The organism is Mycobacterium sp. (assembly GCF_004298145.1).
GTDB lineage: Bacteria > Actinomycetota > Actinomycetes > Mycobacteriales > Mycobacteriaceae > Mycobacterium.
The window spans coordinates 115,712-140,806 of record NZ_SCRH01000045.1; the positions used below are offsets into that span (position 1 = coordinate 115,712).

The 25,095-nt window shown below is 63.8% G+C and carries 23 protein-coding genes; 10 read left to right on the forward strand and 13 right to left on the reverse strand.

What is annotated here, in order from left to right; genetic code table 11:
* Positions 1-5: 5 nt before the first annotated feature.
* Genes EPN51_RS18255 through EPN51_RS18270 form a run of 4 tightly spaced genes read right to left on the reverse strand, consistent with a single transcriptional unit; the run spans position 6 to position 2,955 of the window.
* Positions 6-773: an SDR family NAD(P)-dependent oxidoreductase gene (locus EPN51_RS18255; RefSeq protein WP_293045080.1), complete on the reverse strand. Its 768-nt coding sequence runs from the start codon at positions 771-773 to the stop codon at positions 6-8.
* Between the two features lie 23 nt (positions 774-796).
* A complete protein-coding gene (locus tag EPN51_RS18260) occupies positions 797-1,987 on the reverse strand; it encodes a thiolase family protein (RefSeq protein WP_293045081.1) in 1,191 nt (396 codons plus the stop codon).
* A gap of 24 nt (positions 1,988-2,011) precedes the next feature.
* Positions 2,012-2,425, reverse strand: coding sequence for a nuclear transport factor 2 family protein (locus tag EPN51_RS18265; RefSeq protein ID WP_293045083.1), 414 nt, complete (start codon positions 2,423-2,425; stop codon positions 2,012-2,014).
* A 56-nt stretch (positions 2,426-2,481) separates the two neighbouring features.
* A complete protein-coding gene (locus EPN51_RS18270) occupies positions 2,482-2,955 on the reverse strand; it encodes a PaaI family thioesterase (RefSeq protein ID WP_293045084.1) in 474 nt (157 codons plus the stop codon).
* A gap of 194 nt (positions 2,956-3,149) precedes the next feature.
* On the opposite strand from EPN51_RS18270, the gene EPN51_RS18275 reads away from it, so the two are divergent.
* The 4 genes from EPN51_RS18275 to EPN51_RS18290 all read left to right on the forward strand — a co-directional run bounded on the left by EPN51_RS18275 (position 3,150) and on the right by EPN51_RS18290 (position 7,803).
* Positions 3,150-3,980 (forward strand): mycofactocin-coupled SDR family oxidoreductase, encoded by an 831-nt coding sequence (locus EPN51_RS18275; protein ID WP_293045086.1) that lies wholly within the window; start codon positions 3,150-3,152, stop codon positions 3,978-3,980.
* A 42-nt stretch (positions 3,981-4,022) separates the two neighbouring features.
* Positions 4,023-5,189, forward strand: a complete 1,167-nt coding sequence (locus tag EPN51_RS18280) for a spirocyclase AveC family protein (protein WP_293045087.1) — start codon at positions 4,023-4,025, stop codon at positions 5,187-5,189.
* Positions 5,190-5,334: 145 nt separating this feature from the next.
* Complete coding sequence (locus tag EPN51_RS18285; protein WP_293045089.1) at positions 5,335-6,951, forward strand: VWA domain-containing protein; 1,617 nt, start codon at positions 5,335-5,337, stop codon at positions 6,949-6,951.
* Between the two features lie 15 nt (positions 6,952-6,966).
* On the forward strand, positions 6,967-7,803 hold the full coding sequence (locus EPN51_RS18290) for a CbbQ/NirQ/NorQ/GpvN family protein (protein ID WP_293045090.1): 837 nt from the start codon (positions 6,967-6,969) through the stop codon (positions 7,801-7,803).
* A gap of 35 nt (positions 7,804-7,838) precedes the next feature.
* Here the strand turns inward: EPN51_RS18290 and EPN51_RS18295 are convergent, their stop codons facing one another.
* Both EPN51_RS18295 and EPN51_RS18300 read right to left on the reverse strand, forming a co-directional pair.
* Positions 7,839-8,582, reverse strand: coding sequence for a hypothetical protein (locus EPN51_RS18295; RefSeq protein ID WP_293045092.1), 744 nt, complete (start codon positions 8,580-8,582; stop codon positions 7,839-7,841).
* 212 nt (positions 8,583-8,794) lie between these two features.
* Positions 8,795-9,394, reverse strand: coding sequence for a TetR/AcrR family transcriptional regulator (locus EPN51_RS18300; protein ID WP_293045093.1), 600 nt, complete (start codon positions 9,392-9,394; stop codon positions 8,795-8,797).
* Positions 9,395-9,634: 240 nt separating this feature from the next.
* On the opposite strand from EPN51_RS18300, the gene EPN51_RS18305 reads away from it, so the two are divergent.
* Complete coding sequence (locus EPN51_RS18305; RefSeq protein WP_293045095.1) at positions 9,635-10,948, forward strand: FAD-dependent oxidoreductase; 1,314 nt, start codon at positions 9,635-9,637, stop codon at positions 10,946-10,948.
* Positions 10,949-11,171: 223 nt separating this feature from the next.
* On the opposite strand, the gene EPN51_RS18310 is transcribed toward EPN51_RS18305, so the two are convergent.
* Complete coding sequence (locus tag EPN51_RS18310; RefSeq protein ID WP_293045096.1) at positions 11,172-11,798, reverse strand: TetR/AcrR family transcriptional regulator; 627 nt, start codon at positions 11,796-11,798, stop codon at positions 11,172-11,174.
* 83 nt (positions 11,799-11,881) lie between these two features.
* Here EPN51_RS18310 and EPN51_RS18315 point away from each other — a divergent pair, with 83 nt between their 5' ends.
* The 4 genes from EPN51_RS18315 to EPN51_RS18330 are packed head-to-tail and all read left to right on the forward strand — an operon-like array spanning position 11,882 to position 16,395.
* On the forward strand, positions 11,882-13,225 hold the full coding sequence (locus EPN51_RS18315; RefSeq protein WP_293045098.1) for an FAD-dependent oxidoreductase: 1,344 nt from the start codon (positions 11,882-11,884) through the stop codon (positions 13,223-13,225).
* Positions 13,222-14,343 carry a spirocyclase AveC family protein gene (locus EPN51_RS18320; RefSeq protein WP_293045099.1) on the forward strand — a complete coding sequence of 374 codons (1,122 nt, stop codon included), beginning with the start codon at positions 13,222-13,224 and terminating at the stop codon, positions 14,341-14,343. Before EPN51_RS18315 ends, EPN51_RS18320 begins: the two co-directional genes overlap by 4 nt.
* 47 nt (positions 14,344-14,390) lie before the next feature.
* Positions 14,391-15,185, forward strand: coding sequence for a hypothetical protein (locus EPN51_RS18325; protein ID WP_293045101.1), 795 nt, complete (start codon positions 14,391-14,393; stop codon positions 15,183-15,185).
* A 34-nt stretch (positions 15,186-15,219) separates the two neighbouring features.
* On the forward strand, positions 15,220-16,395 hold the full coding sequence (locus EPN51_RS18330) for a spirocyclase AveC family protein (protein ID WP_293045103.1): 1,176 nt from the start codon (positions 15,220-15,222) through the stop codon (positions 16,393-16,395).
* 68 nt (positions 16,396-16,463) lie between these two features.
* Here EPN51_RS18330 and EPN51_RS18335 read toward each other — a convergent pair whose 3' ends face one another.
* From EPN51_RS18335 to EPN51_RS18350, 4 genes are read right to left on the reverse strand one after another with little or no spacing between them, the layout of a single operon-like run.
* A complete protein-coding gene (locus tag EPN51_RS18335) occupies positions 16,464-17,351 on the reverse strand; it encodes a TIGR03619 family F420-dependent LLM class oxidoreductase (protein WP_293045105.1) in 888 nt (295 codons plus the stop codon).
* Between the two features lie 32 nt (positions 17,352-17,383).
* Complete coding sequence (locus EPN51_RS18340; RefSeq protein ID WP_293045107.1) at positions 17,384-18,523, reverse strand: acyl-CoA dehydrogenase family protein; 1,140 nt, start codon at positions 18,521-18,523, stop codon at positions 17,384-17,386.
* A complete protein-coding gene (locus tag EPN51_RS18345; RefSeq protein WP_293045109.1) occupies positions 18,520-19,683 on the reverse strand; it encodes an acyl-CoA dehydrogenase family protein in 1,164 nt (387 codons plus the stop codon). Before EPN51_RS18345 ends, EPN51_RS18340 begins: the two co-directional genes overlap by 4 nt.
* A 2-nt stretch (positions 19,684-19,685) precedes the next feature.
* Positions 19,686-21,260 (reverse strand): AMP-binding protein, encoded by a 1,575-nt coding sequence (locus EPN51_RS18350; RefSeq protein WP_293045111.1) that lies wholly within the window; start codon positions 21,258-21,260, stop codon positions 19,686-19,688.
* 457 nt (positions 21,261-21,717) lie between these two features.
* Here EPN51_RS18350 and EPN51_RS18355 point away from each other — a divergent pair, with 457 nt between their 5' ends.
* Complete coding sequence (locus EPN51_RS18355; protein ID WP_293045113.1) at positions 21,718-22,881, forward strand: cytochrome P450; 1,164 nt, start codon at positions 21,718-21,720, stop codon at positions 22,879-22,881.
* Positions 22,882-22,909: 28 nt separating this feature from the next.
* Here the strand turns inward: EPN51_RS18355 and EPN51_RS18360 are convergent, their stop codons facing one another.
* Both EPN51_RS18360 and EPN51_RS18365 read right to left on the reverse strand, forming a co-directional pair.
* The gene (locus tag EPN51_RS18360) at positions 22,910-24,286 is read right to left on the reverse strand and encodes an FAD-dependent oxidoreductase (RefSeq protein ID WP_293045115.1); all 1,377 of its coding nucleotides are present in this window, start codon (positions 24,284-24,286) and stop codon (positions 22,910-22,912) included.
* 6 nt (positions 24,287-24,292) lie between these two features.
* Positions 24,293-25,063 (reverse strand): hypothetical protein, encoded by a 771-nt coding sequence (locus tag EPN51_RS18365; protein WP_293045117.1) that lies wholly within the window; start codon positions 25,061-25,063, stop codon positions 24,293-24,295.
* Positions 25,064-25,095 lie beyond the last annotated feature (32 nt).

Consider the following 25,095-nt stretch of genomic DNA (forward strand, 5'->3'; position numbering starts at 1 on the left):
TGAAATCACCTCGGCGCCATGCGAATCGCACCATCCAGGCGGATTGTCTCACCATTGAGCATGCCGTTGTCGATGATGGACAGTGCCAGCCGGGCGAACTCGTCGGGCAAGCCCAGTCGGCTCGGATGTGGCACGGTCTTCGCCAGTGAGGCCCGGACCTCGTCGGAGACCTTCGCCAGCAGTGGTGTGTCGAAGGTTCCGGGTGCGATGGTGCACACCCGGATCGCTTTCGACGCCAGATCCCGCGCGGCGACGATGGTCATACCGACGATGCCGGCCTTGGACGACGCATACGGTATCTGGCCGATCTGGCCTTCGAAGGCGGCCACCGATGCCGTCAGGATGACCACGCCGCGATCGCCGTCAACCGGCTCGTTGGTGGCCATCTGTGCGGCGGCGAGGCGTAGCACGTTGAACGATCCGATCAAGTTGATGCCGATGACGTCGGAGTAGGTCTCCAGCGAGCCGGGCGAGCCGTCCTTGTTGACCACGCGCACCGGACCGCCCCGGCCGGCGCAGTGCACCACCGCCCGAAGCGGCCCCGCCTCGGTGGCGGCGTCGATCGCCGCGGTGACGTCTTCGGGGCTGCGGACATCGGCGGCGACGAACTGGACGGCGTCACCGAGCTCCTTGGCGACCGTTTCGCCGTTCGAGGACGGCAGGTCGGCGATGACGACTCTGGCGGCCCCTGACGCCACGAGGCGTTCCACGGTCGCGCGGCCGAGTCCGGATGCCCCGCCGGTAACGACCGCGCTGATTCCGTCAATCTGCATGCTTTGCTGTTCCTTTCGCGGCTTCAGAGTCGCTCGATGATGGTGGCGTTGGCCATTCCGCCGGCTTCGCACATGGTCTGCAGCCCGAAGCGACCGCCGCTGGATTCCAATGCGTACAGCATCGTGGTCAGCAGCCGGGCGCCGGAGGCCCCGAGCGGATGGCCCAGCGCGATGGCGCCGCCGCGCGGGTTGAGCCTGGCCGGATCGGCGTTGAAATGTTGCGCCCAGGCCATCGGCACCGGAGCGAACGCCTCGTTGACCTCGTAGTGGTCGATGTCGGGCAGCGACAGCCCCGACCGCCGCAACACCCGCTCGGTCGCGGGGATGGGTCCGGTCAGCATGGTGATCGGATCATCGGCGGCGAGCCCGAACGCGTGGAAGCGCGCCCGCGGCGTGAGCCCCAGCTCCTCGGCGGTGTCGTCGCCCATGATCAATACCGCCGCCGCACCGTCGGAGAGCTGGGACGAATTCCCCGGAGTGATGTGCCAGTCGGTGATCTCGGGGAAGCGCGCCGCCATTTCGGGGGAGTAGAACGACGACTTGAGCGCCGCCAGCCCCTCGACGGTGGTCGACGGCCGGATGGTCTCGTCGGTACTCGCGTCACCATCCGGCGTGGTGATCGGCACGATCTCGGCGCTGAAGTCGGCCGCGGCCGCATTGCGATGCGAACGGGCGGAAAACTCGTCGATGGACTCGCGGTCGAGCTTCCAGCGGGCGGCCACCAATTCGGCCGAGACGCCCTGCGACACCAGTCCCGGCGCGTAGCGCTCCGCCACTGCCGATCCGTACGGATCTTGCCCGATGCGCGCGGTGAACATGGGAATCCGGCTCATCGACTCGACACCGGCCGCCACGACGATGTCGCACGCGCCCGCTATCACGGCCTGCGCCGCGAAGTCGGCGGCCTGCTGGCTGGATCCACAGGCGCGATGCACCGCCACAGACGGCACGCTCTCGGGCAGCCCGGCCGAAAGCCATGCCCAGCGCCCAACCGGCCCGGACTGTTCGCCGACCTGACTCACGCAGCCGGCGATCACGTCGTCGACGCGGGCCGGGTCAACGTCGTTGCGGGCCATCAATTGGCCGATCACCTGACCCAGCAGCTCGACCGGATGCACGCCGCTCAAGGCCCCGCCGGGCCGACCGTCCTTCGGGGGCTTCCCCTTGGCCATCGGCGAGCGGACGGCATCGACAATGACTGCGCTACGCGACATTTGGCTTCTCCTTCGCCCTGTGTTCTAGGCGTTCTGCGGCTGGCTGATCGCCGCGCCATCCCAGTAAAACGCCCTGATCTCTTGCACCCGGTCGTCGGAGAACGCCCACACCTCGAGGGCGGAGTTGGGGACGGTGTCGTCGGAGCCGGGGTTCTTCCACTCGAACGTGATCCAGGCGACCACGTGATCGCCGTCGCCGATCGTGCGCTCCAGCTTGAGGTTTGTGGCGCCGGCCTGGTTGCCGGCCTTCGCGATTCCGGTGAACAGCCCGCGCAGCCGCCGGCTTCCCTCTATCCGGCCGCCATGCGGCAGCGAGGGCGGCCACTCGATCGCGGCGTCCTCGGCAAAGTGGGCGTCGATCGCCGCCGCTATCGCCTCGGCATCGGCGGCACTGAGCGCGGCATAGAAGTCGGCGACGATTTGGGCGTTTTGCGACATTAGGGAACCTCACTATGTCCGGAGTGGAGGGATTATTTTAGAACCTTAGCGTCTCATTAAGAGCTGGGCAACGGCGGTCCCCCGGAGCCGCCGGCGATCATCGTGCCCTGGCTCGTGGCGCAGCGGTTGCCGTCCCGGTCCTCGACCGCCACTTCGACGAACTTGGTTCGCCGGCCGCCGCCCAACCCGGTCGCGCGAAAGGTCAGTGGCGGCCGCGCGGGTGAGTGAAACTGGATATGCAGCGATCCGGTCGCGGGCAACAGTCCCGGTTCGCTCATCCGCATGGTGAGCGCGCCCATGATCTGATCGGCCGCCGCGGTAACGGTGCCCCCGTTCACGGCTCCGTTGGGGTTGGGGGTCAGCGTCGACCGTTCCATCCGAAAGATCGCCGACGTGGGGTCGATCTCCGTACACACCAGACCCAAATCCCGGCAGTAGGGCAGTGCGTTGACCCAGGTCAACCAATCCACTGTTGCGCCCCCCGCCGGATACCACCACTCCGCTTCGGACGGGATTGCCTCGTGCGACATCGTCACGCTCCGGTTTTCTCGGTTTCCTCTGGCAATGTAAACGATCGTTCCGTCAGCATAGTCATTCCTGAGTCGCGTGTGAGCATTGACACAAACACCCCGAATCGGCAATTATGAGACGTTGAACCTTAAAAACGTGACCCCGTCGGAAGAACGTCCGTTCGGGAGAGACTGGAGACAAGGACACTAACTTCATGGGACTCGCCGATAACAAGGTCGCCTTCATATCCGGGGTAGCGCGGGGGCAGGGCCGCTCGCACGCGGTGCGACTTGCCGAGGAAGGCGCCGACATCATCGGTTTCGACATCTGTGCGAACGACGATTCGGTGGAATACCCACTCGCCACCCGCGATGATCTCGACGAGACGGCCAAGCTGATCGAGAAGTTCGGCCGCAAGGCGCTGCTGTCGGTCGTTGACGTTCGTGATCATGAGGCGGTGAAGCGCGTCGTCGACGACGGCGTGGCCGAACTGGGGCGACTGGACATCGTGCTGGCGAATGCCGGCGTCATGGCCATCACCGGGCCGCAGCGCCTACAGCGCAGCGCCTTCCTGGCCGGTATCGACATCATGCTCGTCGGCGTGTTCAACACCGTGGAGCCCGCGATCCCGCACCTGCGGGCCGGCGGACGCGGTGGATCGATCGTGATCACCAGCTCCACAGCGGGTTTGGTCGGCGGACTCGGGGACGGCTCGCCCGGTGTGCTCGGGTACACCGCCTCCAAGCACGGCGTCGTCGGCCTGATGCGTTCTTGGGCCAATGTGCTTGCACCAGAAAACATTCGGGTGAACACAATTCACCCGACCGGGGTCAACTCGCCGATGATCGCCAATGAGGCCTTCGGACGCTACGTGCAGGAGTTCCCGACGATCGCGGAGAACCTGCAAAATCCGCTGCCGGTACCGAACGGGTTGCTCGAGCCGCAAGACGTCACGGACTCGATCATGCACCTGGTTTCGGACGCGGGCCGCTACATTACCGGCAGCACGTTTGTCATGGATGCAGGATTCACCAACAACAAATAAGCGTCGGAGTGGTTCGTTCGAAGGGGGCCGACGATGACCCAGATGGCTGAAAGGCTGGACCATCCGACGCGGGTAACCGCCTCACGAGCAGTCGATGCGGCGCCGCGCACGTCGGCACCAGTGAAGTGGTGGGCGGCCGCCGGCGCTGCCTACCTGGTGTTCATGGTGGCCGTGCTGACCGCCTGGGTGCTGGGCCCGTTGTTCAAGACCGTGCCGGTCGGTCCGACCCCGGTTCCGACCTTCATGAAGGTCGCGGTCGTGTTCTTCGAAGTCATCTCGATCCCGGCCATATTGGCTTGCTTCTATTTTCTGGTCGTGCGGCCATGGCGCCGCGATGGCAAGCTCAGCGTTGACGGGGCGTTGACGATCGCGTTCGCGACGGTCTGGTTCCAGGATCCGCTGTCCGCCTACAGCGGAACGTGGTTCACCTACAACGCTTGGGCGCTCAACTATGGCTCCTGGGTCAACAGCGTCCCCTTTGCGACCGGCAAAGCCGCGCCCGGGGCGATGCTGGTCGAGCCGATTCTGATCATCCCCGGGGCATACGTGTATTGCTTCGTGGTAGCGATGTTCGCCGGAGCCTGGGTGATGCGCACCGCGCGCAAGCGCTGGCCCCAGCTGAGCGCGGTCAAGCTCGCCGCAATGTGTGTCGTCGCGATGTTCGGCTTCGACATTGTGCTGGAAGGCATCATGTTCATGCCGCTGGGGATATGGGAGTACCCGGGCGGGCACTTCAGTATCTTCCCGAACACCTACCACCGCTTTCCGCTGACCGAGATGATCACGGCCGGCTCCGCGTTCGCGTCCGTCGCCATCTTGCGTTTTTTCAAGAACGACCGCGGCGAGACCCTCGCGGACCGTGGTCTCGAGTCGCTGAAGGCCTCGGATCGGCGCAAGAGCGCCCTGCGAGCGCTGGCGATGATCGGTTTCGTCAATATGTTGTTCTTCGTCCTCTACAACGTGCTCAACACGTGGACCGCGACGCGTATGGCCGACTGGCCCGCGGACCTGCAGCAGCGTTCGTATTTGACCAATGGGCTGTGCGGTGAGGGAACCGACCAGATGTGCCCGGGGCCGGCTGTTCCCCAGTTCCGCAACAACAACCTGGACCCCCACGGCGGTTCGGCGCATCTGGACCCCAATGGCAACGTGGTTGTGCCTCCCAACACCACGTTACCGAGCATGGTGCCCTTCGATCGCGGAAAGTAGTGCGAGGAAAACCATTTCATCGATCACCAGATTCGCTGTCCTCGCGTCCGCGATCGCCTCACGTCCGTTAGCCGTCGAAGCAACGCACAGCGAACCAACCCACACGAACGGGCGCACGGTATACATCGCGGCGAGCCTGGATGCGGTGGACGTGCGCGACGCGGTCGCGGTGCAGGCGGCACTGCTGGCTGGTGGTGCGCTGCGCAAAGACTTGATGGTGCAGCTTGCCCGGCAACGTCCCGCGGTGGTGAAGCGTTATCTCGCTTTGGAACTCGGTCGCGTTGCCGAGCAACTGGACCACGTCCTGCCGGCCCGGACGCTGAGCCGGATCAAATCGACGGGTTTGTCGGCGATCTCAGGCGGCAGCGACGAGTCGTTGCACCGCGCGCTGGGTCGCGAACGTGTCCCGTCGCTGCCCGCATGGGTCGGTGTGTTGCAGCCGTCTCGGCTGCGGCGGACGAGTGAGGAGGACCTGCGGGCCTCGCCCACGGACCGCGACCTGAAGCAACTCGGCAAGCTTGAACAAGAAGACTCGCAACAGGAGGATGACGCCGGCGACGAGGGCGACGAAAGCAAGATCATTAATCTGCTGTCGGCTCCGGGAATACCCAATCCGCTCGGCGATGCGATCCAGAAGCTCCTTGGGATGGGTCGCAGCGGTCGGGACAAACACCAAGGCTCTGCCGAAATCCCGGTGGGCAAGCAACGATTTGGGCCGGTCGGGCGAAACGCCAGGAAGGGTCCGATGGGGCGGCTTCTGTCGGCTGTGCTCGAACCGGCTTCGGTCGTCGGTACGCGTTACCCGGAGTGGGACTGCCACAAGGGTGCTTATCGCTTCGATTGGTGCGCGGTCGCCGAATACGATCCGGCCGACACGGAAGCCGCGCATGGTGATGACGCTGCCAGGTCTTTCCTGCAGCGTCCCCTGGCCCGAGTCGGAATCGAGCCCGAGCGCCACCGCCGCCAGCCGGAAGGCGATTCGCTGGATCTGTCGGCGTTGCTGGACTACGAGACCGACCGCCGGCACGGCGACAACCCGGACCCGTATATCTATGAGAGCAGTCGGCTGACCAGGCGTGACCTTTCGGTGCTTGTGCTCCTGGATTGTTCGGGTTCGACCGGAGAGGACGCCGGAGGTCGAGTTGTCTTCGAGGAGGAGCGTCGACTTGCCGGTGATCTCACGGTGGCGCTGGAACGGCTGGGTGATCGGGTGGGGACATATGGGTTCTACTCGCGCGGCAAGGACGCGGTGCGGTTTCTGAGGATCAAGAGCTTCAACGCAAGGTTCGATTCGGCCGCCAAACATCGGCTGCAGTCGGTTCAACCGTCCGGGTTCACACGCATCGGCGCCGCGATACGCCACGCCACCCATGTCCTGGAATCGCAGGCCTTGGCGAAGAATATGGTGCTCTTGGTGGTTGGTGACGGACTGCCTTACGACGACGGCTACGAGGATCGCTATGCGCGTGCCGACGCGCGGCAGGCGATCAAGGAAGCGGTGCTGCAGGGAATCGGAGTCGCCGGAATCGGAATCCGCTCGTCGACCGAGCCCGAGGTCCTTGAGGACGTGTGGTCGGACGCGTCGTTCAGGGTGATCGGACAATGCGGCGATATCCAGCGACACCTGCGCGGCCTGCTGCTCAACGCGCTGCGAGTCACACGCAGCAACGGCCGTCGGCGCGAACTGCTGTCCGAAGAACACCACGGATACCTCCGGTCGCTACACGCGGCCAAGCGCAATGCCATGAACACATATGTGTGAACCAGTGAGGTGGGAATGAGCGAATTGACAGTGGAGCAACGGGATTTCGTGCGTGACAATGTTCTCGGGGAAGACCCGAAGAAACGCCCGTACATTCCTGTCGGTGACGAAGTCGACGTGTTCACCGCGGCGTGGCAATCGGGTCTTCCGGTCATGCTGAAGGGCCCCACGGGTTGCGGCAAGACTCGGCTCGTTGAGCACATGGCAGACCAGTTCGGGGTGCCGCTGTTCACCGTATGCTGCCATGAGGACATGACCTCGTCGGATCTGTTGGGCCGGTTCGTGCTCCGCGATTCAAGTACCGAGTGGGTGGACGGCCCCCTGACGCAGGCGGTGCGCCAAGGAGGCATCTGCTACCTCGATGAAGTCGTCGAAGCCCGCCAGGACGCGATCGTCGCTGTGCACTCGCTCGCCGATCACCGTCGCGAATTGAACATCGAGCGCCTCGGTGGCCTCAAACTGCAAGCGGCAGAGGGCTTTCAGCTCGTCGTGTCGTATAACCCCGGCTATCAGAGCGTTCTCAAGGACCTCAAGATGTCCACGCGCCAGCGTCTTGTCGGCATCGACCTGGGCTTTCCGCCCCCGGACGTCGAACGCAAGATTCTGCTGCAGGAAAGCGGCCTCGACTCCAACGCGCTCGACGACATCATCAGGCTGGGCCAAGCGATCCGCCGCCTCGATGACGCCGCATTGCGCGAGACCGCTTCCACGCGTGCGCTGGTCGCGACCGCGACCCTGGTGCGCGTTGGCCTGCGTCCCCGCACGGCGGCGGTGTCGGCGATCGCCAGTCCGCTGACCGATGACGTGGAAACTTGTGAGCGTTTGACGGTGCTGATCGATTCGTATCTGTGAACGGGACGACTCAGCACACGTTGGCCGCCGGTTGACTACCCGCTGGTCGCGATGACCTCCAGGCTTTCGGCCGCGGGACTGAGATCCCGCTTGGCCCGCAGCACCGCGGCGCGCATCAAGTAGAACGTCACCAGGAACCAGCCGCCGAACAGCACCACCGGGATCCACAATCCGAACAGCCCATTCCACGACCACGGTCCGGAGTGGAAGAAGAACAACAGCTGGTCGGGCAGGATCAGCAAGACCACCATGATGTTGACGTAGCCGGCCCAGCGCGGAAAGACCGGATCGGAGCTCTTGTCGATGAAGGCGGCGATGGCGATCGCGACGGGGAGCGCCGCAAACATGGACACTCCACCGATGAACTGTAGCCACGCCATGTCGTTGAAAATATAAGTCAACTGAGCCGCCCGCTCTGGACGGTAGGCTGCGACGAGCCACCAAATGGCCGGGTAAAACGACAGGACCATGTTGCCGCAGCCGCCGATCACTGCGCCATAGGTGAGCACGCCCGCGCCGCCTTCGACTTTGGACAGGAACTGCCCGATCGCGGCGGCGAAGAAGATGAAGACACCGGCCGCCCACATCACCAGCACCATGCCGATGCGGATGCCATTGGTGTTGTCCTGGAAGATTCGCGCAATTTCATCGGCGTTGCGCGACGGAGAAACTGGGGGCAGAAAGCCGGCGAAGGCGCCCCAGCCGACAAAGAGCAGGAGCAGGTATCCGGGGCCGCACCAGGCGCCGAACAGACGAAGTTTGGCTTGGACTGGGGTCATGCCATCTCCTAGCGAGCGGCGGATATTAACGTGCGTTCACGTTATCGTAGTAAACCAGTTTGCAGAAGACATTTGGCGACGCTCCGCGTTGTTTTGCGCAATTCGTGGCGTAGGGACTCATCCGTGCGGCGCAACCGCCGATGATGCCTGCTTCCCAACGCTGTTGTTTGGGCCCGAGTCCCGAGCGGTGCGGGCCGCCGCGCGAAGACGCGTTACCTGTGTCGCGGGGGCCGTGTCGCGGCCGGCAGGCCGGCTTCGAGCATGCCGAACGCATGGTCGGCCAGCTTTGATATGTCATCGCCCGTTTCGATCGCCGCGTGCAGCACCGCGCGCAATGCGGACACCTTCGCCGACGCGAGCAGGTGGGCGTCCGGGCTGTCGGGCAAGCCGGCCGCGAAGTATCCCTTCAGTATTTCTTCCCACTCGTACGTGATTTCGAGATACCGCCGACGTGGGGCGGATTCGGTGAACCAGAGCCGCATGATCGTCACGCGCAGATCCGGCTCAAAATTCTCGAAGAACTGGCCCAGTTGTGTGGTGACCGCTGCACGCGCAATCGTCCATCGATCACCTTTGCTCGGCGCATTGTCCAGGGCGCGCCGCAATCCTTCGATGACTTCGGAGACCGCCGGGAACAGGACGTCCTCTTTAGTGCCGAAGTACCTGTTCAACGTGCTGCGCGAGCACATCGAGGCGTGCGCGATTTCTTCCATTCCGACCGAGTCGTAGCCGCGCTGCACGATCGGCTCGACGGCCGAGCGGACAATCGTCGCGCGTAGTGCCGCTTTCTTTCGCTCGCGTAATGAGCTCATCAGGAGTCAGCATAAGCGCGCAACTCGACATCGGCGCCGGCCGCGCTATTGCCGCAGCAGGCAACAAAGGGGCTTTGCCGTCCAGCCGATGGAGAACAGGGAAGCGATCGAGTCTGGGCGGTGGCCAGCTGTGGTAACTTGGCCCCTGATAACGATCGTTTACTAACGGATGATGCAGACCGAGCGGAGTTATGTGATGAAGCCTGCCGGGGAGCTTTTCAAACACCGGGCCGGTCGCTCGTGACTTCGGTCGTCGTCGTCGGCGCGGGGCTGTCCGGGCTGGCCGCCGCATACCGGTTGCAACAACGTGGCGCCACAGTCACGGTGCTCGAATCTGGTAGCGGACCAGGTGGCCGCGTGCAAACGGAGCGCCACGGCGGCTACATCGTCGATACCGGGCCGGACGCCCTGACGGCCGGCTACGCGAGTTACCTGAAGTTGGTGGCGGATCTCGGGCTCGAGGACCGCCTGGTGGACACCAGCGCCGTCATGGGTCTCGTCCGGCAGGGGCGGGTGATCGACATCGATCCGGAAAACCTACCCAGCCTGCCCTTTACGCCCGCGCTGTCCATCCCGGGCAAGCTGCGCCTGGCCGCCGGGTTCATCCGATTGCGCAAGGCGATCAAAGGTGTCGACTCCTACGATATGGGGCGATCCTCGACGCTGGACGATCCGGATGTCTCCGCGCACGATTTCGCCCGACGCTATTTCGGCCGCGAGGTGGCCGAGTATCTCATCGATCCGATGATGCGCCTCACCACCGGTTCCGGCGCCCGGCACGCGTCCAGTGTGAATGTGCTTGGAGCGCTGGGTGCCTGGTCTGGTGGCCTGCGTAGCCTGCGGGGCGGGTTGGCGACGGTGCCCAATGAGCTCGCATCGCGGCTCGATGTGCGCTACGGCGCGACGGTCACTCACGTCGACGAGACCGAATCGGGCGTGATCGTGTCATACCTCGACAGCACGGGCGCCCATGACGTCGGCGCCGACAACTGTGTCATCAGCGCCATGTATCACCGTGCCGTCGAGATGTGGCCGCCACTGCTGACGGCATCGCCGGCGTTCGGCGACAAGCTACGCAACGTCAAGCTGATCAGCGTGTCGCTCGGCTATCGGGTTCCGACCACGAGCAGGGCCTACACGGTCCTCGTCCCCACTGTCGAGCAACCCGAGGCGCTGCTGATCTTCCTGCAACACAACAAGGCCGCCGATCGGGCACCGCACGGACACAGCCTCGTCACCATTTACACCGATACCGCTGTCACCGACAGGTTCCTCGAATACACCGACGCTCAACTGGAAGCCTGGGCCGCCGGCACCATCGAAGGGTTATGCCCCGAACTTGCCGGAAACCGCGAACTCTCGGTGGTGACGCGCTGGCCGTATGCGGGTTATCTTGCGGACCCAGGCTTTTGGCGCCGAAACAGTGTCCTGCGGGATTCGCTGCCTACCCGGGGCCCGGTACAGGTTGCCGGCGACCTATTCGGCGCGGGTTCCATGGAATCCGCCGCGCGTTGGGGTGAGCACGCTGCGCACCGCATCATCGAGGGCCGCTGACTGACTGGACCATTGCGCCTGCAGCGGCTCCATCGGGATCAACAGCGGTGATGGACGGCTGAGACTCTGAGATCGAGTCCGACTCTTGGGGTGAGCGTGTTGGCGCAATCGGTCGAGAAGTTCGATGCCGTCGTTCTGGATGCCCAGAGCGAGTTTGGCGCACACGACTAAGCGGATACGCCGGTGAGAGCACACGGCGCATCATGGCCTCGGCACCACAACATCACGAAACACCTTCAGCTGCGCGCACATAGCGTGTAGCGCATTGCGGCTTGACTCCGGCCATGCGCAGCAGCATTTCCGCACAAGCGAAATCGGCCCGGTCGCCCAGCCGTCCGTCGAGGATGCCCCTGATCACCTCGAATGCCGCCGCAATCGACATCGTCAGGGTGGTCTCGAGGTCGTCGATGGTAAAGCGCCCGTCAGCCACCCCGCGCTCCAGCAGCGCGCCGGCCTGCGGACGGATGATCCGCTCGAAGCGGGTCTCGGCCTGCTCGAGTTTCACCAGGAGGCGCGCCAGCGGGGGGTCGTCGTACGCGATACGGACGATGGCCCTGGTCGACGCAACGAGCGCCTCTGCCGGATCACCGAACTCCGCTGATTCTTCGACCGAGTGCGCGAGCCCGACAATCGTCTCGGCCACAACCGCTTCGACGATGTCGTCCTTGGTCTTGAACTGGTTGTAGAAGGTGCCGAACGCGACATCGGCACGCTTCGTGACGTCACTGACCCGCAGGGCATCCACGCCGCGTTCGGCGATGATTTCCCGCGCGGCGCTGATCAGATCTACTCGTGTCTGGGCCTGCCGTCGTGCGGTGCGGGACGGTCCGTTAGGTGGTGCCACCACCACAGCTTAAAAGCGGCCCCGGAGATCCGTGACTGATTATCGAATCATTGTTGATTTTCGAATCATTTCTACGTTAAGTTGGCCGGGTGGCAGACGCGAGGACGGCGATTGTGGGCGGTGGTGTCGCCGGGCTGGCCGCGGCGCGGCGGATCCAGGGAGCGGGCGGTACACCGGTGGTGTTCGAGTCCGAAGACAGGGTCGGCGGCCGGATCAAGACGGTCCGACGAGGCGGATTTGTTTACGACGTCGGGGCGTTCATTTATCTCGGCAGTTACGCCGAGGCCACGCAGGAAATGCGCCAGGTCGGCCTCGGTCCGCAGATGCACAAATTCGACGCCTTCGGGGCGATGCCCCGCGGAGGTGAACTGAATTTCCTCGACCTCAGCAAGCCGCTGAGCCTACTGAGGACGCCTTATCTGTCCGGTCGGGCCAAGCTGAAGCTGGCCAAGCTGTTGCTTTTCCTGATGAAGCATTGGAAAGACCTGAATTACACCGATGCTTCGGGTGTCGCCGCCATCGATACCGACACGGTCACGACGTACTGCAAGCGTGAGCTGGGCGACGAGATCCTCGATTATGTTGCCGCTGTGGTGGTTCGGGGGCCCTGGCTAAGCGATCCTTCGTATGCTTCGGTGGGCCAGCTGTTGTGGACGATGAAGAACTTTTTCAAGCCCTATTTCTATGGGCTCGACGACGGCATGGATGCGTTGCCGCGGGCAATGGCGGCGCAGCTGACTGATGTTCGGGTCGCGACACCGGTCATCAACGTCACCGACGCGGGTGATCGCGTCGAGGTCACCTTCACCCGCGACGGTCGAGAGAGAACAGAGGAATTCGCAAACGCCGTCGTTGCCACGACGACGGCGGCGGCGCTGGAAATATATCCTCAAATATCCGGATTCGCCCGCGAGTACTACCAGAACACCGACTACATCTGCAGTGTCAACTGCCATATCGCGTTGTCGGAGCGGCCGTCGAATCCGGCGACATACATCATGTGCTCTCCACGCGAACAACCCGACCTGTGCGGCGTGATCGTCGATCATCTCAAGGCCAACAACAGATGCCCCGATGGCAAGGGGATGATCACCACGTTCTGCCGCCACGAGTGGTGCCTGGACAATCTGGACAACCCTGACGAGAAGGTGATCGACGCCGTGCTGGGTTTCGTGAAGCCCTACTACGGCGATCTCACCTCGAAGGTCGTCGACTTTGAGATTGGGCGGTGGCGCAACGTCGTTCCGATCATGCGCGAGGGCCGCTTCCGCGCAGTGGACCGCTTCATGCGCGAGACCGACCCGGCCGCGCGGATACAGCTCGCCGGAGATATCGGACCGATCCCCGGCGTCAACGGCGCTCTGGTATCCGGTCAAGCCGCGGGGGAGCGGATCGTTCGCCAGCTGACCGCGACCAGAAAGGTCCCGACATGAGTATCACGTCTCCCGGGGTGGCCAAACAACGTCCGATTGCGGCCGGCGAGCGGCCCGCCCCGGCGGTCAAATGGTGGGCCACTCTTGGCGCGACACTGCTCGTATTTCAGGCGTTCGTCCTGGTTCGGTGGATGACCGGGCCGTACTTCAAGTCGGTCGATCCCGGCCCCACTCCGGTTCCCCGGTGGATGAAGATTGAGCTGACAATCTGGCAGATCGTCTTGCCGATTGGCGGGCTGATCGTCCTGTATTGGTTCGTGGTGCGGCCGTGGCGGCGGGAACGACGCATCGGGCTCGACGGGCTCATGGTCGTCGCGTTTCTGATGCTGTCATTTCACGATCCACTCAGTGCCTATGTCGGACACTGGTATACCTACAACGCCTGGCAAGTGAACATGGGCTCGTGGCTCAATAGCCTGCCCGGTGCCCTAGCGCCCGGAACTCCGGACCACCAGGTGGCTTTTCCGCTGCTCATCGTGCCGGGCGCGTACATCGTGGTCTTCCTCTTGGTGACGATGATGGGCGCGGCGATCATGCGCCGGGCGCACAGGCGCTGGCCCGCGATACCGCGAGTGGGGCTGGCCGCGATCTGCTTTGCGGTGATGGTGCCATTCGACTTGATCTTCGAGGGCGTCGTCTTCATGCCCATGGGCTCCTGGGAGTACCCGGGCGGGCACCTCAAGATCTTCGCCGACACCTACCACGGGTATCCGGTCAACGAGGCGCTGACCACCGGAGCGATTTTCACCATGTTCGCCTGCATCAAGTTCTTCACCAATGACCGCGGTCAATCGTTGGCTGAGCGGGGAGCCGAGCAACTCGGGGGCGGGCCGATCAAGGTCGCGGCGGTGCGGATGCTCGCGGTGACCGGGCTGGTGACGCTTGCGATGACGATCGGATACACGTTGCCCAACACCTGGTTTGGGGCGCATTCGACGGAGTGGAACACCGACATCCAGAAGCGGTCGTACCTGACGTACACATGCGGTGAGGGGCCAGGCCTGGCCTGCCCGGGACCCGATGTGCCAATGCTGCGCAACGACAACCGAAACGGGGGAGCGAATGGCGGGGTGTTCGGCCGGAACTATCCACCGCAGGTCGCCTACGACCGGGGCTAGTCACGCGCGGGCGCGGCCGTTCACTTCGTGAGAAAGGTTTGGATGCGATGAGTGGCAAGCGCGTGCAGCTGTGGAGTCTGTACTCGGTCTTCGGTTTCATCGTCCTCTTCCTGATCGGCTGGGTGTTGTTGGCACGCATGGTTCCGCCGCCGTCACCCGCGGACGACCCGGAGCAAATCGGTCGCTTCTTCCGCGACCATCTCTTCGGCATCCGGGTGGGGATGGTGCTCTCCCTGTTCGCCTCGGCGCTACTGCTGCCGTGGGGCGGCGCGATCTGTGCACAGATGTTGCGCGTCGAAGGTCCGCGAGCGCCACTTGCATGGGCCTGGGCGGCGGCCCAGGGGTGCGTGGTCATCGAATTCGTCTATCCATGCGCATTCTGGCTGATGGCAGCTTTTCGGCCCGACAATGCCTCGCGCGTCCAGACGTTCGACGACCTCGGATGGCTGCCGTTTCTCGGGATCGTCTGCACCGGGATGTTTCAGATGGTCGCACTGGCGGTGATAACGCTGCGCGACCAGCGCGCCCAGCCGGTCTATCCGCGTTGGTTCTCCTACTTCCAACTCTGGTGCGCGTTGGGCGTCGGTCTGACGTTCGGGGTCTGGATTTTCAAGACGGGACCCCTTGCGTGGGACGGGCTGATCGGCTTCTGGATTCCTGTCACCGTCTACTTCGTGTGGGTGGTGGTGACAACCATCGTCACGGGCCGTGCCATCAATCACGATGATGTGCAATGCGACGGGCGCACGATCGCGGATCGTGTTGCGGCGCTCGAGGCGGAGCTGGCCGCGATGCGGCCGCAGCCGGAGGCACCGAGAAGTCAGGCGCTGCGCACGGTATGAATCCGCCAACTCGATGACGAATGGAGCTGCAGCCGTGAATATTTCGGTAAGCGCCAAGACAAGAGAGCAGTCGAACACCGGCGGTGGTCGCCCGGTTGAGCCGCGCCGCTCACGGCCGGTGTTGTGGTGGGCATCGTTTGGAGCGTTGTGGCTTGCCTTCATGACCTACGTGCTTACCCGCTGGATCGCAGGACCCTACTTCCAGCGCGTGCCGGTGGGGCCGAGCGATCCACCGATGTACATGAAGGTCTTCCTGATGACCTTGCAGGTCACCATGATCCCGGTGATGGCGGGCCTGATCTGGTGGTTCGTCATTCGGCCGTGGCGGCGTGAGCGAACAATCACCGTCGACGGGGCGCTGACGCTCGCCTTTTCCACCTTGTTCTTTCAGGACCCGTTATCCAACTACTTCGGCCCCTGGATCACCTACAACTCCTGGTCATTCAACCGAGGCTCATGGGTGACGAGCGTTCCCGGCTGGATGTCGTTCGGTGCGCCCGGGGCGACGGTGGTCGAACCACCGATGACCATCATCGGTCTTTACGTCGTGATCATGACCGTCGCCGTCCGCATCGGCGTGGCGACGTTGCGCTGGGCTTCGGGCCGGTGGCCGCAGCTCGGCAAGGTCGGGCTTGCCCTGATCTGTTGGGGCGTGATGTTCGTGTTCGATGTCGTGTTCGAGGGCGTGACTTTCATGCCGCTGGGCGTATGGACCTACGCCGGCGGGCACCTCAACATCTTCGCCGACCGCTACCACGCCTTTCCGTTGCACGAGGCGTTCCTGGTGGGAATCCTGCTCACCGCGTACGCGTTCCTGCGTTTCTTTCTCGACGACCGAGGCAGGACGATGGTCGAGCGCGGCTCGGAGCGCGTCAAGGCCTCGCCGGCCGGGCAGGGCGTCATTCGGGCGCTGTCGATCATCGGCGCAGTGAACATGATCTTTCTTGTGGTTTACACGCTGCCGCATCTGTTCGTCGGGGCGCACAGCCGCGAATGGAACCAGGACATCCAGAAGCGGTCGTATTTTCTCGACGGGATCTGCGGCGCGGGGACCGGTCGTGCCTGTCCGGGACCCGTCGTGCCGTTGGTGCGAAACGACAACTCCGGCAAAGACGGTGGGTCGGCCTACGTCGGGTCGGATGGAAAGCTGCACACGCCGGCGGGGAGTGTGCTGCCTGCACAGGTTCCGCTGAGCGGGGGCACCGGCTAGGGCGCTCCGCCGACGAAAAACGTTGCACCGCCCGGCCATTCCGTGGTTGGCCAGGTCTGCGGCGATCGTCAGACCTTCACCATGACGGTCTCGGCGAATTGTTCCAGAACAGTCCTGACCGCGCCCGGTTCCACAATCGGTGCGCCGAGCAGGAGCCGCGACACCCCGAGGTCGGCGTAGCGCCGGATCTCGCCGGGGTCGGCCATCACTCGTTGGTATTCGTCCGTCATTGGCGAAATACCGTAGTAGATCTCAATGTCGCTCACGTCCCGGCCAGCCTGCTCGGCACTCGTCCTCAGTTCCGAAAGCCTTGCGGGGAAATGGTCGTGGGCTACGTCCATCGGCAACCAGCCGTCGCCGACTCGGCCCGCCCGCCTCGCCGCGGCCGCTGAGCTGCCGGCGATGACGATCGGCACCCCGCCCGCGCGCGCAGGCTGTGGGTACGCGGTGACAGCGTCGAATGCAAAGTGCGGGCCATGGTGGCTGACATCCGCACCCGACCACAGCGTCCGCATGGCGGCGATCGCGTCCTCGGCCCGTTGAGCGCGTCCCGCCCAGGGCACCCCGCAGGCGGCGAACTCTTCCTCCAGCCAGCCCACCCCGACCCCTAGGATGATCCGGCCGCCGGAGAGGTAGTCCAGCGAGGCCAACTCCTTGGCGAGCAGAACCGGGTTTCGCAACGGCAGTACGACCGCCGCGGTGCCGAGGAACAACGACGTCTGCCCCGCCAGCCAGGCGAGGTGAATCAGCGGGTCGCCCATCGGCGTCTCAACGGGCACCGGTGCCTTGCCATCCACGCTGTAGGGGTAACGGGACGCGTACCGGCGGGGGAAGATCGAGTGCTCGGCGGTCCAGATCGACTCGAAGCCGGTGGCTTCGCCGGCCTTGGCCAATTCCAGTGCCGCCGCAGGCGCCGCCCACGGGCCGATGTTCGCGGACCACAAACCGAATTTCATGTTGCAATCCTCTGCTTGCGCGATCGCGACGGCTAGCGTAAACCCAGTGATCCGCTGATGATCTCGCGCTGAATCTCGTTGGTGCCGGCGTAGATTGGCAACACCAGTGAATGACGCACGTGGCTTTCCATGTCGTACTCGGTCGCGTAGCCGTAGCCACCCATCATCTGCATGCCCTCGAGCGCGATGCGTTTGGCGACTTCGGAAGTCTTGATCTTGGCCATCGATGTCATCCGCGTTGTGACCGGGTCCGCACCGCGTTCGAGTCGTGCTGCGACCTCATAGGTGAGCAGACGTGCGCATTCGAGCTCGGTCGCGAGGTCCGCGATGCGATGGCGCAGTGCCTGAAACGTGCCGATCGCCTTGCCGAACTGCTTGCGCTCCTTGACGTATGCGATGGTGTCGTCCAGGGCGCGTTGGCCGATACCGAGACCGACCGCCGCGCCGAGCAGCCGCTCGCCATCGAGGCCGGCCATGATCTGCGGGAAGCCGCGCCCGATCTCGCCGACGACGTTCTCGGCGGGCACGAAGCAGTCGGTGAAGAAGACGTCGTTGACTTCGCGACCACCCAGCGTCGAGATACGCCGCGTTTCGACACCTTCACTGTCGCGGGGCACTTCGAGAATGGTCAGGCCCGCATGGGGCTTGTCGTCGCGGCTGGTTCGCGCCACCAACAGGATTCGCCCGGCCCGGTGTGCGTACGAGCACCATGTCTTCTGCCCGTTGAGAACATAGCCGTCACCGACGGCGTCCGCCCGGCACGTGATCGCCGCGACATCCGATCCCGCCCCCGGCTCGGAGATGGAAATCGACATGATCTCGCCGTTGGCGATCGCGGACAGCGCCTCGCGCTTTTGTTCTTCGGAGCCGAAACGCTTATAGCAGCCGGCGACGGTGTTCGTCGGGCCGAGCGCCTTGACAGGAGCAAGGCCGCGCCACAGCTCCTCGAACAAGATCGTCTGCTCTACGTACGTTCCATCGGACCCGCCGTATTCCTCCGGGATCGCGATGCCCAGCCATCCGAGCTCGGCGAGTTTCTTGTAGAGGACCGCGGACTGATCTTCCTCGTCGGGGTCGAGCAATGCCTCCCGTTGTTCCCGCGTGCCGCATTCGCGTGCACAGAAATCGCGAACCGCCTGTTGAAAATCCTGCTGCTCGACGGTGAGACTCATGCTTGCGGGAATCTTCGGTCGGGAAACAGCCCCGCGGCAACGCCGTTGCGCAGCACGGCCGGCGCGCCCCCGGCCACGACATTGGTTACACAGTCCCGATGAATCCGTTGAATCGGGTAATCGGTGGTCACGCCGTAGCCACCGTGCAGTTCCATTGCCTTGAGGGTGATCTGCGGACCAGCCGTGGCGCCGAACAGCTTGGCCTGGGTAACGTCCGCGAGCTTCGGGAATCGACCCTCGATCGCCGAGGAAGCTGCCCTGTACGCGAGTAGTCGGAGCGCCTCGATCTGCACCCACATATCGGCCAACGAGTGATAGACGGCCTGAAAGTCGATGATCTGCTTCCCGAACGCTTCGCGCTGCTGGGTGTATTTGGCGGCCTCGTCATACGCGGCCTGACTGAAGCCCAGCCAGAATCCACAATTGTGCAGGCGCTCGAGGTTGAACGCCGTCATCAACCGGGCGAACTGGCCGGGGCCGACGATGATGTTCTCGGCGGGCACCCGGACCTCGCGTAGCACCATGTCGCCGTGATGGATACCGCGATCACCGATATAGACCGGACCGCGTTGAACCTCCACGCCGGGCATCGAGCTCTCCACCACGACCGCGCCTATTCCCTTGGCGCCGGGCACGTCGTCGAAGCGTACGAAGGTCGCGTTGAGGTCGTTGACGTTCGACCCGGTCAGGAAGCTCTTGGTGCCGTTGAGGATCAAGTCATCGCCATCGCGGACCGCGGTGGTGGTCAGATGTGTCAGCGCCGATCCGGCTTCCGGTTCGGTGAGCGCGATGTTGCATGCGCGACGGCCCGCGACGATGTCGTGCAGATACTTCTCTCGCACGGCATCGCCACCGAGCAAAAACATCGATGGCCCCGGACCGCTGGTACAGAACACCGGCTCGGGCGGCAGCCAGGACTGCGCATACCGGAACAACGCCTCCACCACGATCAGGTACTCCACGGCGCCGCCGCCCTGACCGCCGTACTCGGTTGGCATCGCGACACCGAAAAGTCCTTCAGCGCCAACACGTTCGAAGATTTCACGGTAGGGCGCCTCGTCGGACTCGTCCCATTCCCGGGCCTCGTCGACGAAGGATCGGCCGAGCTTCTCAGCGCGGGCCTGCAGGTCCTGTTGCTTCGGGGTCAGGGTGAAGTCCATTGCTAGCGACGCTCCTGTTTTGCGACGGTCAGTTCCATTGCTTCGAAGTCCCATGTTTGGGCGGTGTTTCCGGCTGCGCGCAATTTGTGTTTCAACACGCGGCCGACGCCGTTGCGGGGGAGGGCGTCGAGGAAGTCGACATAGCGAGGGATGGCGAAGTAGGGGAGATTGTTCTTGAAGAAGTCGAACAGGTCGGCCGGTGTGATCGGCGAGCTGGCGGCAATGCAGGCCTTGATGTCATCTTCGCCGAGGTCGGATGGGACGGCGACCACCGCCGACTCGACGATCGTCGGATGGGCATCGATGGCCTGTTCGAGTTCGAAGCTCGAGATGTTCTCGCCGCGGCGGCGCAGGCTGTCCTTCTTGCGGTCGATGAACGCGAACGCTCCACTGGGAAGGCGCCGGCCGTAGTCACCCGTGTGATACCACAGGCCACGGAAGGCCTCGAGGGTCGCCGTGGTGTCGTCGAAGTACCCGTCGAACATGGCGTACGGCGTCTTGGGGCGCAGGCAGATCTCGCCCGTTGCCTCGCCGTCAAGCACGTAGCCTTCGTCGTCGAGTAGGGCAACATCGAGGTCTGGCGCGCCGATGCCGCACCCGTTCGGGTCACGGCGGTCCGACGAGAGCGGCGTCAATGTGGTTGGCATGCACTCGGTTTGGCCGAAGACGTCGACCCAGGGATCGACGCCGAAGCGGTCGCGGAAGACTGCCTGAGATTCCAGCGAAAGCGGTGCGCACATGATCCTGGTGACCTTGTGGTCGCGGTCGGTCGGGGATGGTTCGGTCGCCAGAATTGCGGCGCCCATCGCCCCGACGGCGATCATCAGCGTCGCGCCGACTTCCCTCGCGCGCGGAAAGTACGCGCGGGCGCTGAAGGTGCCTTGCAGGTAGGCCGGTATGCCGTAGACCAGCGGCAGTGTCACGGTGACCAGCCGAGCCCCGGCGTGGAACAAAGGCAGTCCGGCGAACAGAACGTCGTTCTCGGTGACCTCGAGCGCGGCACCGATGAGTTCCCCGCTTCGGCAGTAATAGCCGTGGGTGGCGACGCATCCTTTGGGCAATCCGGTGGTGCCGGAGGTGTAGAGAATCGACATCGTGTCGGCCGCGGTCAGCTCCACCGGTGGCGGCGTGTCACCGTGGTCGAACAAACTGGCATAGGGAACTTCGTCGTCTTGTGCCTCATCGAGCATGATCACTGCCCGCAGGTCGGGTAGCTGGCTCCGCAGCGGAGCCACCGCCTCGCGACCGGCGGCATCGGTGACCAGGATGGCCGACCGGGACTGGCGTAGCTGATGAAGTAGAAACTCGCCCTTCAGGTATGCGTTCAACGGCACCTGGGCCGCCCCGGTCTTCGCCGCCCCGTAGAAGATCTCGAGTAACTCGACACGGTTGGGGGCAAGCATCGCGACCTGCTCACCCGGGTGGGCGCCCAGCTGAGCCAACCCGGCCGCGAGCGCGTCCGACCGGCGGTTCATCTCGGCGTAGGTGAAAACGTGCTCGTCCATGGCGCAACAGACGCCGTCGGGTGTGCTCGAGGCGCGTGCGCGCAAGATGTTGCCGATGGCGTCACGAACCATTTCGGCCTCCCAATGACGGACCACTCACCGGTGGGGCAGCGATGGTGCAAGCTCGACTCAGTTGTTCGTGCATGTCTTCCATTTTGAGCGATGCGTTAACGTTTATTTACGGGTTTTCGGTCGCGGTGTTGAGCCGTTTGGGTCGCCCCCGAGCTGACTGACCGTCCGTGCCGACTGCCCCGACTCATCCGCATCCGCGATTATTTTGAGACAGTACGGCTATAAATTCTATCTGTCAACGGTGCCATGGCATCTGGTTGTCGCGGGCGGGCGCTGTTGGGCATACCCAGACAGCGATGGGCGGGATCGGGAAGGGTGGCCGCTGTGCCACGGTCAAATGTGATGCGGATCACATACAGGTATTATTGTATACATGTGCGATAGCGCGTCGCAGAAAGGCTGACCGGGCTTAAAATTTAACCCTGATTAACCGCGGCCACCAGTTCCAGGAGCGTTCATGCAAGAAGTCTGCCCCGCGCTACCGGCGCTGGAAACCCTGCCGTTCGCTCACGACCGCGACGCGGCCTGGCACATGCTGTTGGCGCCGGGCAAGGTCGCGGTGTCCGATGCGGGCGTGTACTTCCTCAGCGGCGCCGATGTCGTCGAGCAGGCGGCCACCAAACCGCAACTGTTCTCCTCCAAGGGCGCGTTCGATCTGGTTGGAAGCCCTTTCCCCATGGTGCCGATCGCCTTTGATCCGCCCGACCACACCCGTTTTCGGCGGATTCTGGATAGGTTTTTCGGCCCGCGCCGCATGGCCGAGCGGGCACCCGAGTTGCGCAGACAAGTGGGCGAGCTCATCGACCGGATCCAGGCATCCGGTGACAGCTCCGAGGTCATGGGCGCGCTCGCCGTCCCCTTTCCGTCCCAGGTCTTTCTGACGCTGTTCGGTCTGCCGCTCTCCGACCGGGACCTGCTGATCAGCTGGAAAGATGCGGTTTTGGAATTCTCCGCCGCCGAAGGCGCGACGCCCTCACCGGAAACACTGTCCCGCGGCGCCGAACTGATGAACTATCTGAACCGTCACCTTGCCGACCGCCGCGGTAGCGCCGGTGACGACTTGCTGAGCCAATTGCTCTGCGACTCGAGCGACGGCGCATTGACAGACGAAGAAATCATCGGATTGTGCTTCCTGTTCCTCATCGCCGGGCTGGATACCGTCACCGCCGCAGCAGGATTCGCACTGTACGAGCTGGCCCGCGATCCCAGGCTGCGCGCCGGGCTGATCGATGACGATGAGGCCGTCACACATTTCATCGAAGAGGTCTTGCGCATCAACCCGCCGGTCCCTTACGTGCCTCGCGTGACCACCGCCGAGGTCGATGTGGCGGGGGTGACGATCCCTGCGGGATCGACCTGTTGGCTTGGGTTCGGGACCGCCAACCGCGACCCCGAACGCTATCCCGAAGCCGACGTGATCAAGGAAAAGCGGAGCAATCACTTCACATTCGGTCGCGGCCCGCACCGCTGCCTCGGCTCGCATCTGGCCCGTCTGGAACTCCGCCTGATCATCGAGGAGTGGAATCGCCGGATTCCGACCTACTCGGTCTTGCGTGAACCTACAGTTGGGTGGCCGTGCGGGACGCTCCACTTCCGCGAGCTGCATTTGCAGGTTCGCTGATCAGCTGACCACCGTGGCGGGGGAGAATTCAGGAACGCCCGCCAACCAGGATCTGCTGCGGTCGGGGCGCCAGCACAGCGTTCATGATGCGGTTCGCGGCTTCCTGGCCGCTGACCAAGGCGCCGTTGAGACCAGAGATACGGTCTAGATCGGATGCGAACTGGACACGGGATGTCCAATCGAGGCGCTTCTGGAAATCGGCGATCCGCGCGAATCGGCCCTTGTCCATCACCGGGACGGATTCGGGCCACCGTGCGACGGCATGTTCTTCGAGAGTGTCTACGACGTTTCCGTAGTAGCAGCGGGCGCGGCCTATCGCGTATTCCAAGACCTCTTCGTCGCTGAGATCCAGTGTGCGCTCTAGGTATTCGTGCGAGAGCAGGACAGTCAACAGGCCTTTGCCTTCGGGAGCTCGGCCAGGTGCCTTCGCGTGGTCGGCGATCACCGCGATCGTGTCCGGGTCTTCCTGCGGTGACACCATGTAGTAGGTCGCGGGATCGTTCGGGCGTTGCGCTAATCCCAGACAGATGCTGCCGAGGCGCCGGTATCGCGTTGTCTCGTATAACGCTCGGTGGTTTTCGTCCATCTGTGGATACATCCCGAGCGCATATTGCGCTTGAGTTGCGATCACGCACGCGTCGAACGACTCCGTTTCTTGACTGCCTCCGCTCGCGGGTGTGAAGGTCACTTCCACCGCCGCCCCGGTGTCTGCGACGTCGGCCACCGGGTGCTGGAGCCGGACGCGAAGTCGACGGGCGAGTTCCTCGGGCAGCCCACTCACTCCGGGGCGGAGGTTGTACATGGTGCTGACGAGCATGTTGCGTATCGTCCAGAGCAGCAATGCAATCGAGGTATCAGCGTCGTCGGCGACCCAGGTGCTGCTGACCAGCGGCCTGCCGGCCCATTGCAGCAACTCGTCATTGAGCTCCCGACGGAAATATTCGCGCACGGTTTCGGTGTCCAACTCTGCGACCTGGTCATAGGACTGGTAACCGAGGCTGCCCCTGGCCTTGAGCATGGGCCGCACCAGCTTCAGGGCCTTCAGCTTGCTGCGCGTTGACAACGCACGGGTGGTCACAGCGGTGCGTAGCAGCTTGCCGTAGTCGAGCAGGTGTTTGTCGCCCTGCTTGGGCATCACACCCCAGACCGGGACTTCGGTGAACAGCGGACCAAGGCCGAGTTCGTAGATCAGATCGATCGATTCACGGTAGGTGCCGAGGTAGAAAGCAGCGCCCAGGTCCATGACGTAGTCGCCCTTGCGGACCGTCCAGACGCGGCCACCGACCCGGTCCCGCGCTTCGAACATGGTGACGTCGAATCCGCGCTGTTGGAGTCGATAAGCAGCAGTCAGTCCGGCCAACCCGGCACCGATGACCGCGACGGTTCCCCTGGGTTCGCTTGTCACGTCGGGTCAGGCCAGCTTGGGGCTCGCGAGTTCCGACTTGGTACCGGTGAGCCAGTCGTTGATGCCGGCTTGTCGTTCTGCGCGCTCGTCATCGCCGATGGCTCGCAGGAGAAGCACGACCATCACGACGAACCAGCAGAAATAGACGCATAGCGGTATCCACCAGGAAAATATTCCGTTCCACGCCAGGGGGCCCGTTTTGAAGAAGGGGATGATCGCCGCCGGCACCCAGATCATCGAGACCCAGATGTTGAAATAGCCGGCCCAACGCGGAAACACCGGCTTTGCACCCTTGTCGAGCAGAATCGCGACACCCAGCGATGCGACTTGAATGCAGGCCGACGAGATGATCCCGAGGAACATCAGCCATGCCAGATCATTGAGCATTTGGACGATTTCGGGGCTCCATTCGTGGAGCCGATACAGTGCGGTCTGCCAGATCGCGAAGGGCACGAGAAACTCGACGCACAATAGCCCGCCGGAGACCAGCTGCGACTCGGCAAGCACCGACCGTACGCCTTCCATCCGGCGCATCTGGGCGGCGATGACCGAGCAGAACGGCACCAGCAGCGCACAAGAGAACAGGCTGATCACCAGGCCGAGCCGGATGATGTTGGTGTGCTCGCTGAACTGAGCGACAAGGGCGGCCCGTGATTTGGCAGGGCTTGGCGGAGGAATGAAGTGGCAGAGGAATGCGAACGCCGTCGCCCAGATGGCAATCATGACCGGACCGCACCAGACGCACAGCCGTTGGGCCGTCACGTTCATCTTGGACATCGGTCTTCCTCCTCGTTTAGGTCCAATTACCT

Bases quoted from the DNA above. Each gene is read 5' to 3' on its own strand.
- EPN51_RS18255 (WP_293045080.1), bottom strand. From the start codon at position 773: ATGCAGATTGACGGAATCAGCGCGGTCGTTACCGGCGGGGCATCCGGA.
- EPN51_RS18260 (WP_293045081.1), bottom strand. From the start codon at position 1,987: ATGTCGCGTAGCGCAGTCATTGTCGATGCCGTCCGCTCGCCGATGGCC.
- EPN51_RS18265 (WP_293045083.1), bottom strand. From the start codon at position 2,425: ATGTCGCAAAACGCCCAAATCGTCGCCGACTTCTATGCCGCGCTCAGT.
- EPN51_RS18270 (WP_293045084.1), bottom strand. From the start codon at position 2,955: ATGTCGCACGAGGCAATCCCGTCCGAAGCGGAGTGGTGGTATCCGGCG.
- EPN51_RS18275 (WP_293045086.1), top strand. From the start codon at position 3,150: ATGGGACTCGCCGATAACAAGGTCGCCTTCATATCCGGGGTAGCGCGG.
- EPN51_RS18280 (WP_293045087.1), top strand. From the start codon at position 4,023: ATGGCTGAAAGGCTGGACCATCCGACGCGGGTAACCGCCTCACGAGCA.
- EPN51_RS18290 (WP_293045090.1), top strand. From the start codon at position 6,967: ATGAGCGAATTGACAGTGGAGCAACGGGATTTCGTGCGTGACAATGTT.
- EPN51_RS18295 (WP_293045092.1), bottom strand. From the start codon at position 8,582: ATGACCCCAGTCCAAGCCAAACTTCGTCTGTTCGGCGCCTGGTGCGGC.
- EPN51_RS18300 (WP_293045093.1), bottom strand. From the start codon at position 9,394: ATGAGCTCATTACGCGAGCGAAAGAAAGCGGCACTACGCGCGACGATT.
- EPN51_RS18320 (WP_293045099.1), top strand. From the start codon at position 13,222: ATGAGTATCACGTCTCCCGGGGTGGCCAAACAACGTCCGATTGCGGCC.
- EPN51_RS18325 (WP_293045101.1), top strand. From the start codon at position 14,391: ATGAGTGGCAAGCGCGTGCAGCTGTGGAGTCTGTACTCGGTCTTCGGT.
- EPN51_RS18335 (WP_293045105.1), bottom strand. From the start codon at position 17,351: ATGAAATTCGGTTTGTGGTCCGCGAACATCGGCCCGTGGGCGGCGCCT.
- EPN51_RS18340 (WP_293045107.1), bottom strand. From the start codon at position 18,523: ATGAGTCTCACCGTCGAGCAGCAGGATTTTCAACAGGCGGTTCGCGAT.
- EPN51_RS18345 (WP_293045109.1), bottom strand. From the start codon at position 19,683: ATGGACTTCACCCTGACCCCGAAGCAACAGGACCTGCAGGCCCGCGCT.
- EPN51_RS18350 (WP_293045111.1), bottom strand. From the start codon at position 21,260: ATGGTTCGTGACGCCATCGGCAACATCTTGCGCGCACGCGCCTCGAGC.
- EPN51_RS18355 (WP_293045113.1), top strand. From the start codon at position 21,718: ATGCAAGAAGTCTGCCCCGCGCTACCGGCGCTGGAAACCCTGCCGTTC.
- EPN51_RS18365 (WP_293045117.1), bottom strand. From the start codon at position 25,063: ATGTCCAAGATGAACGTGACGGCCCAACGGCTGTGCGTCTGGTGCGGT.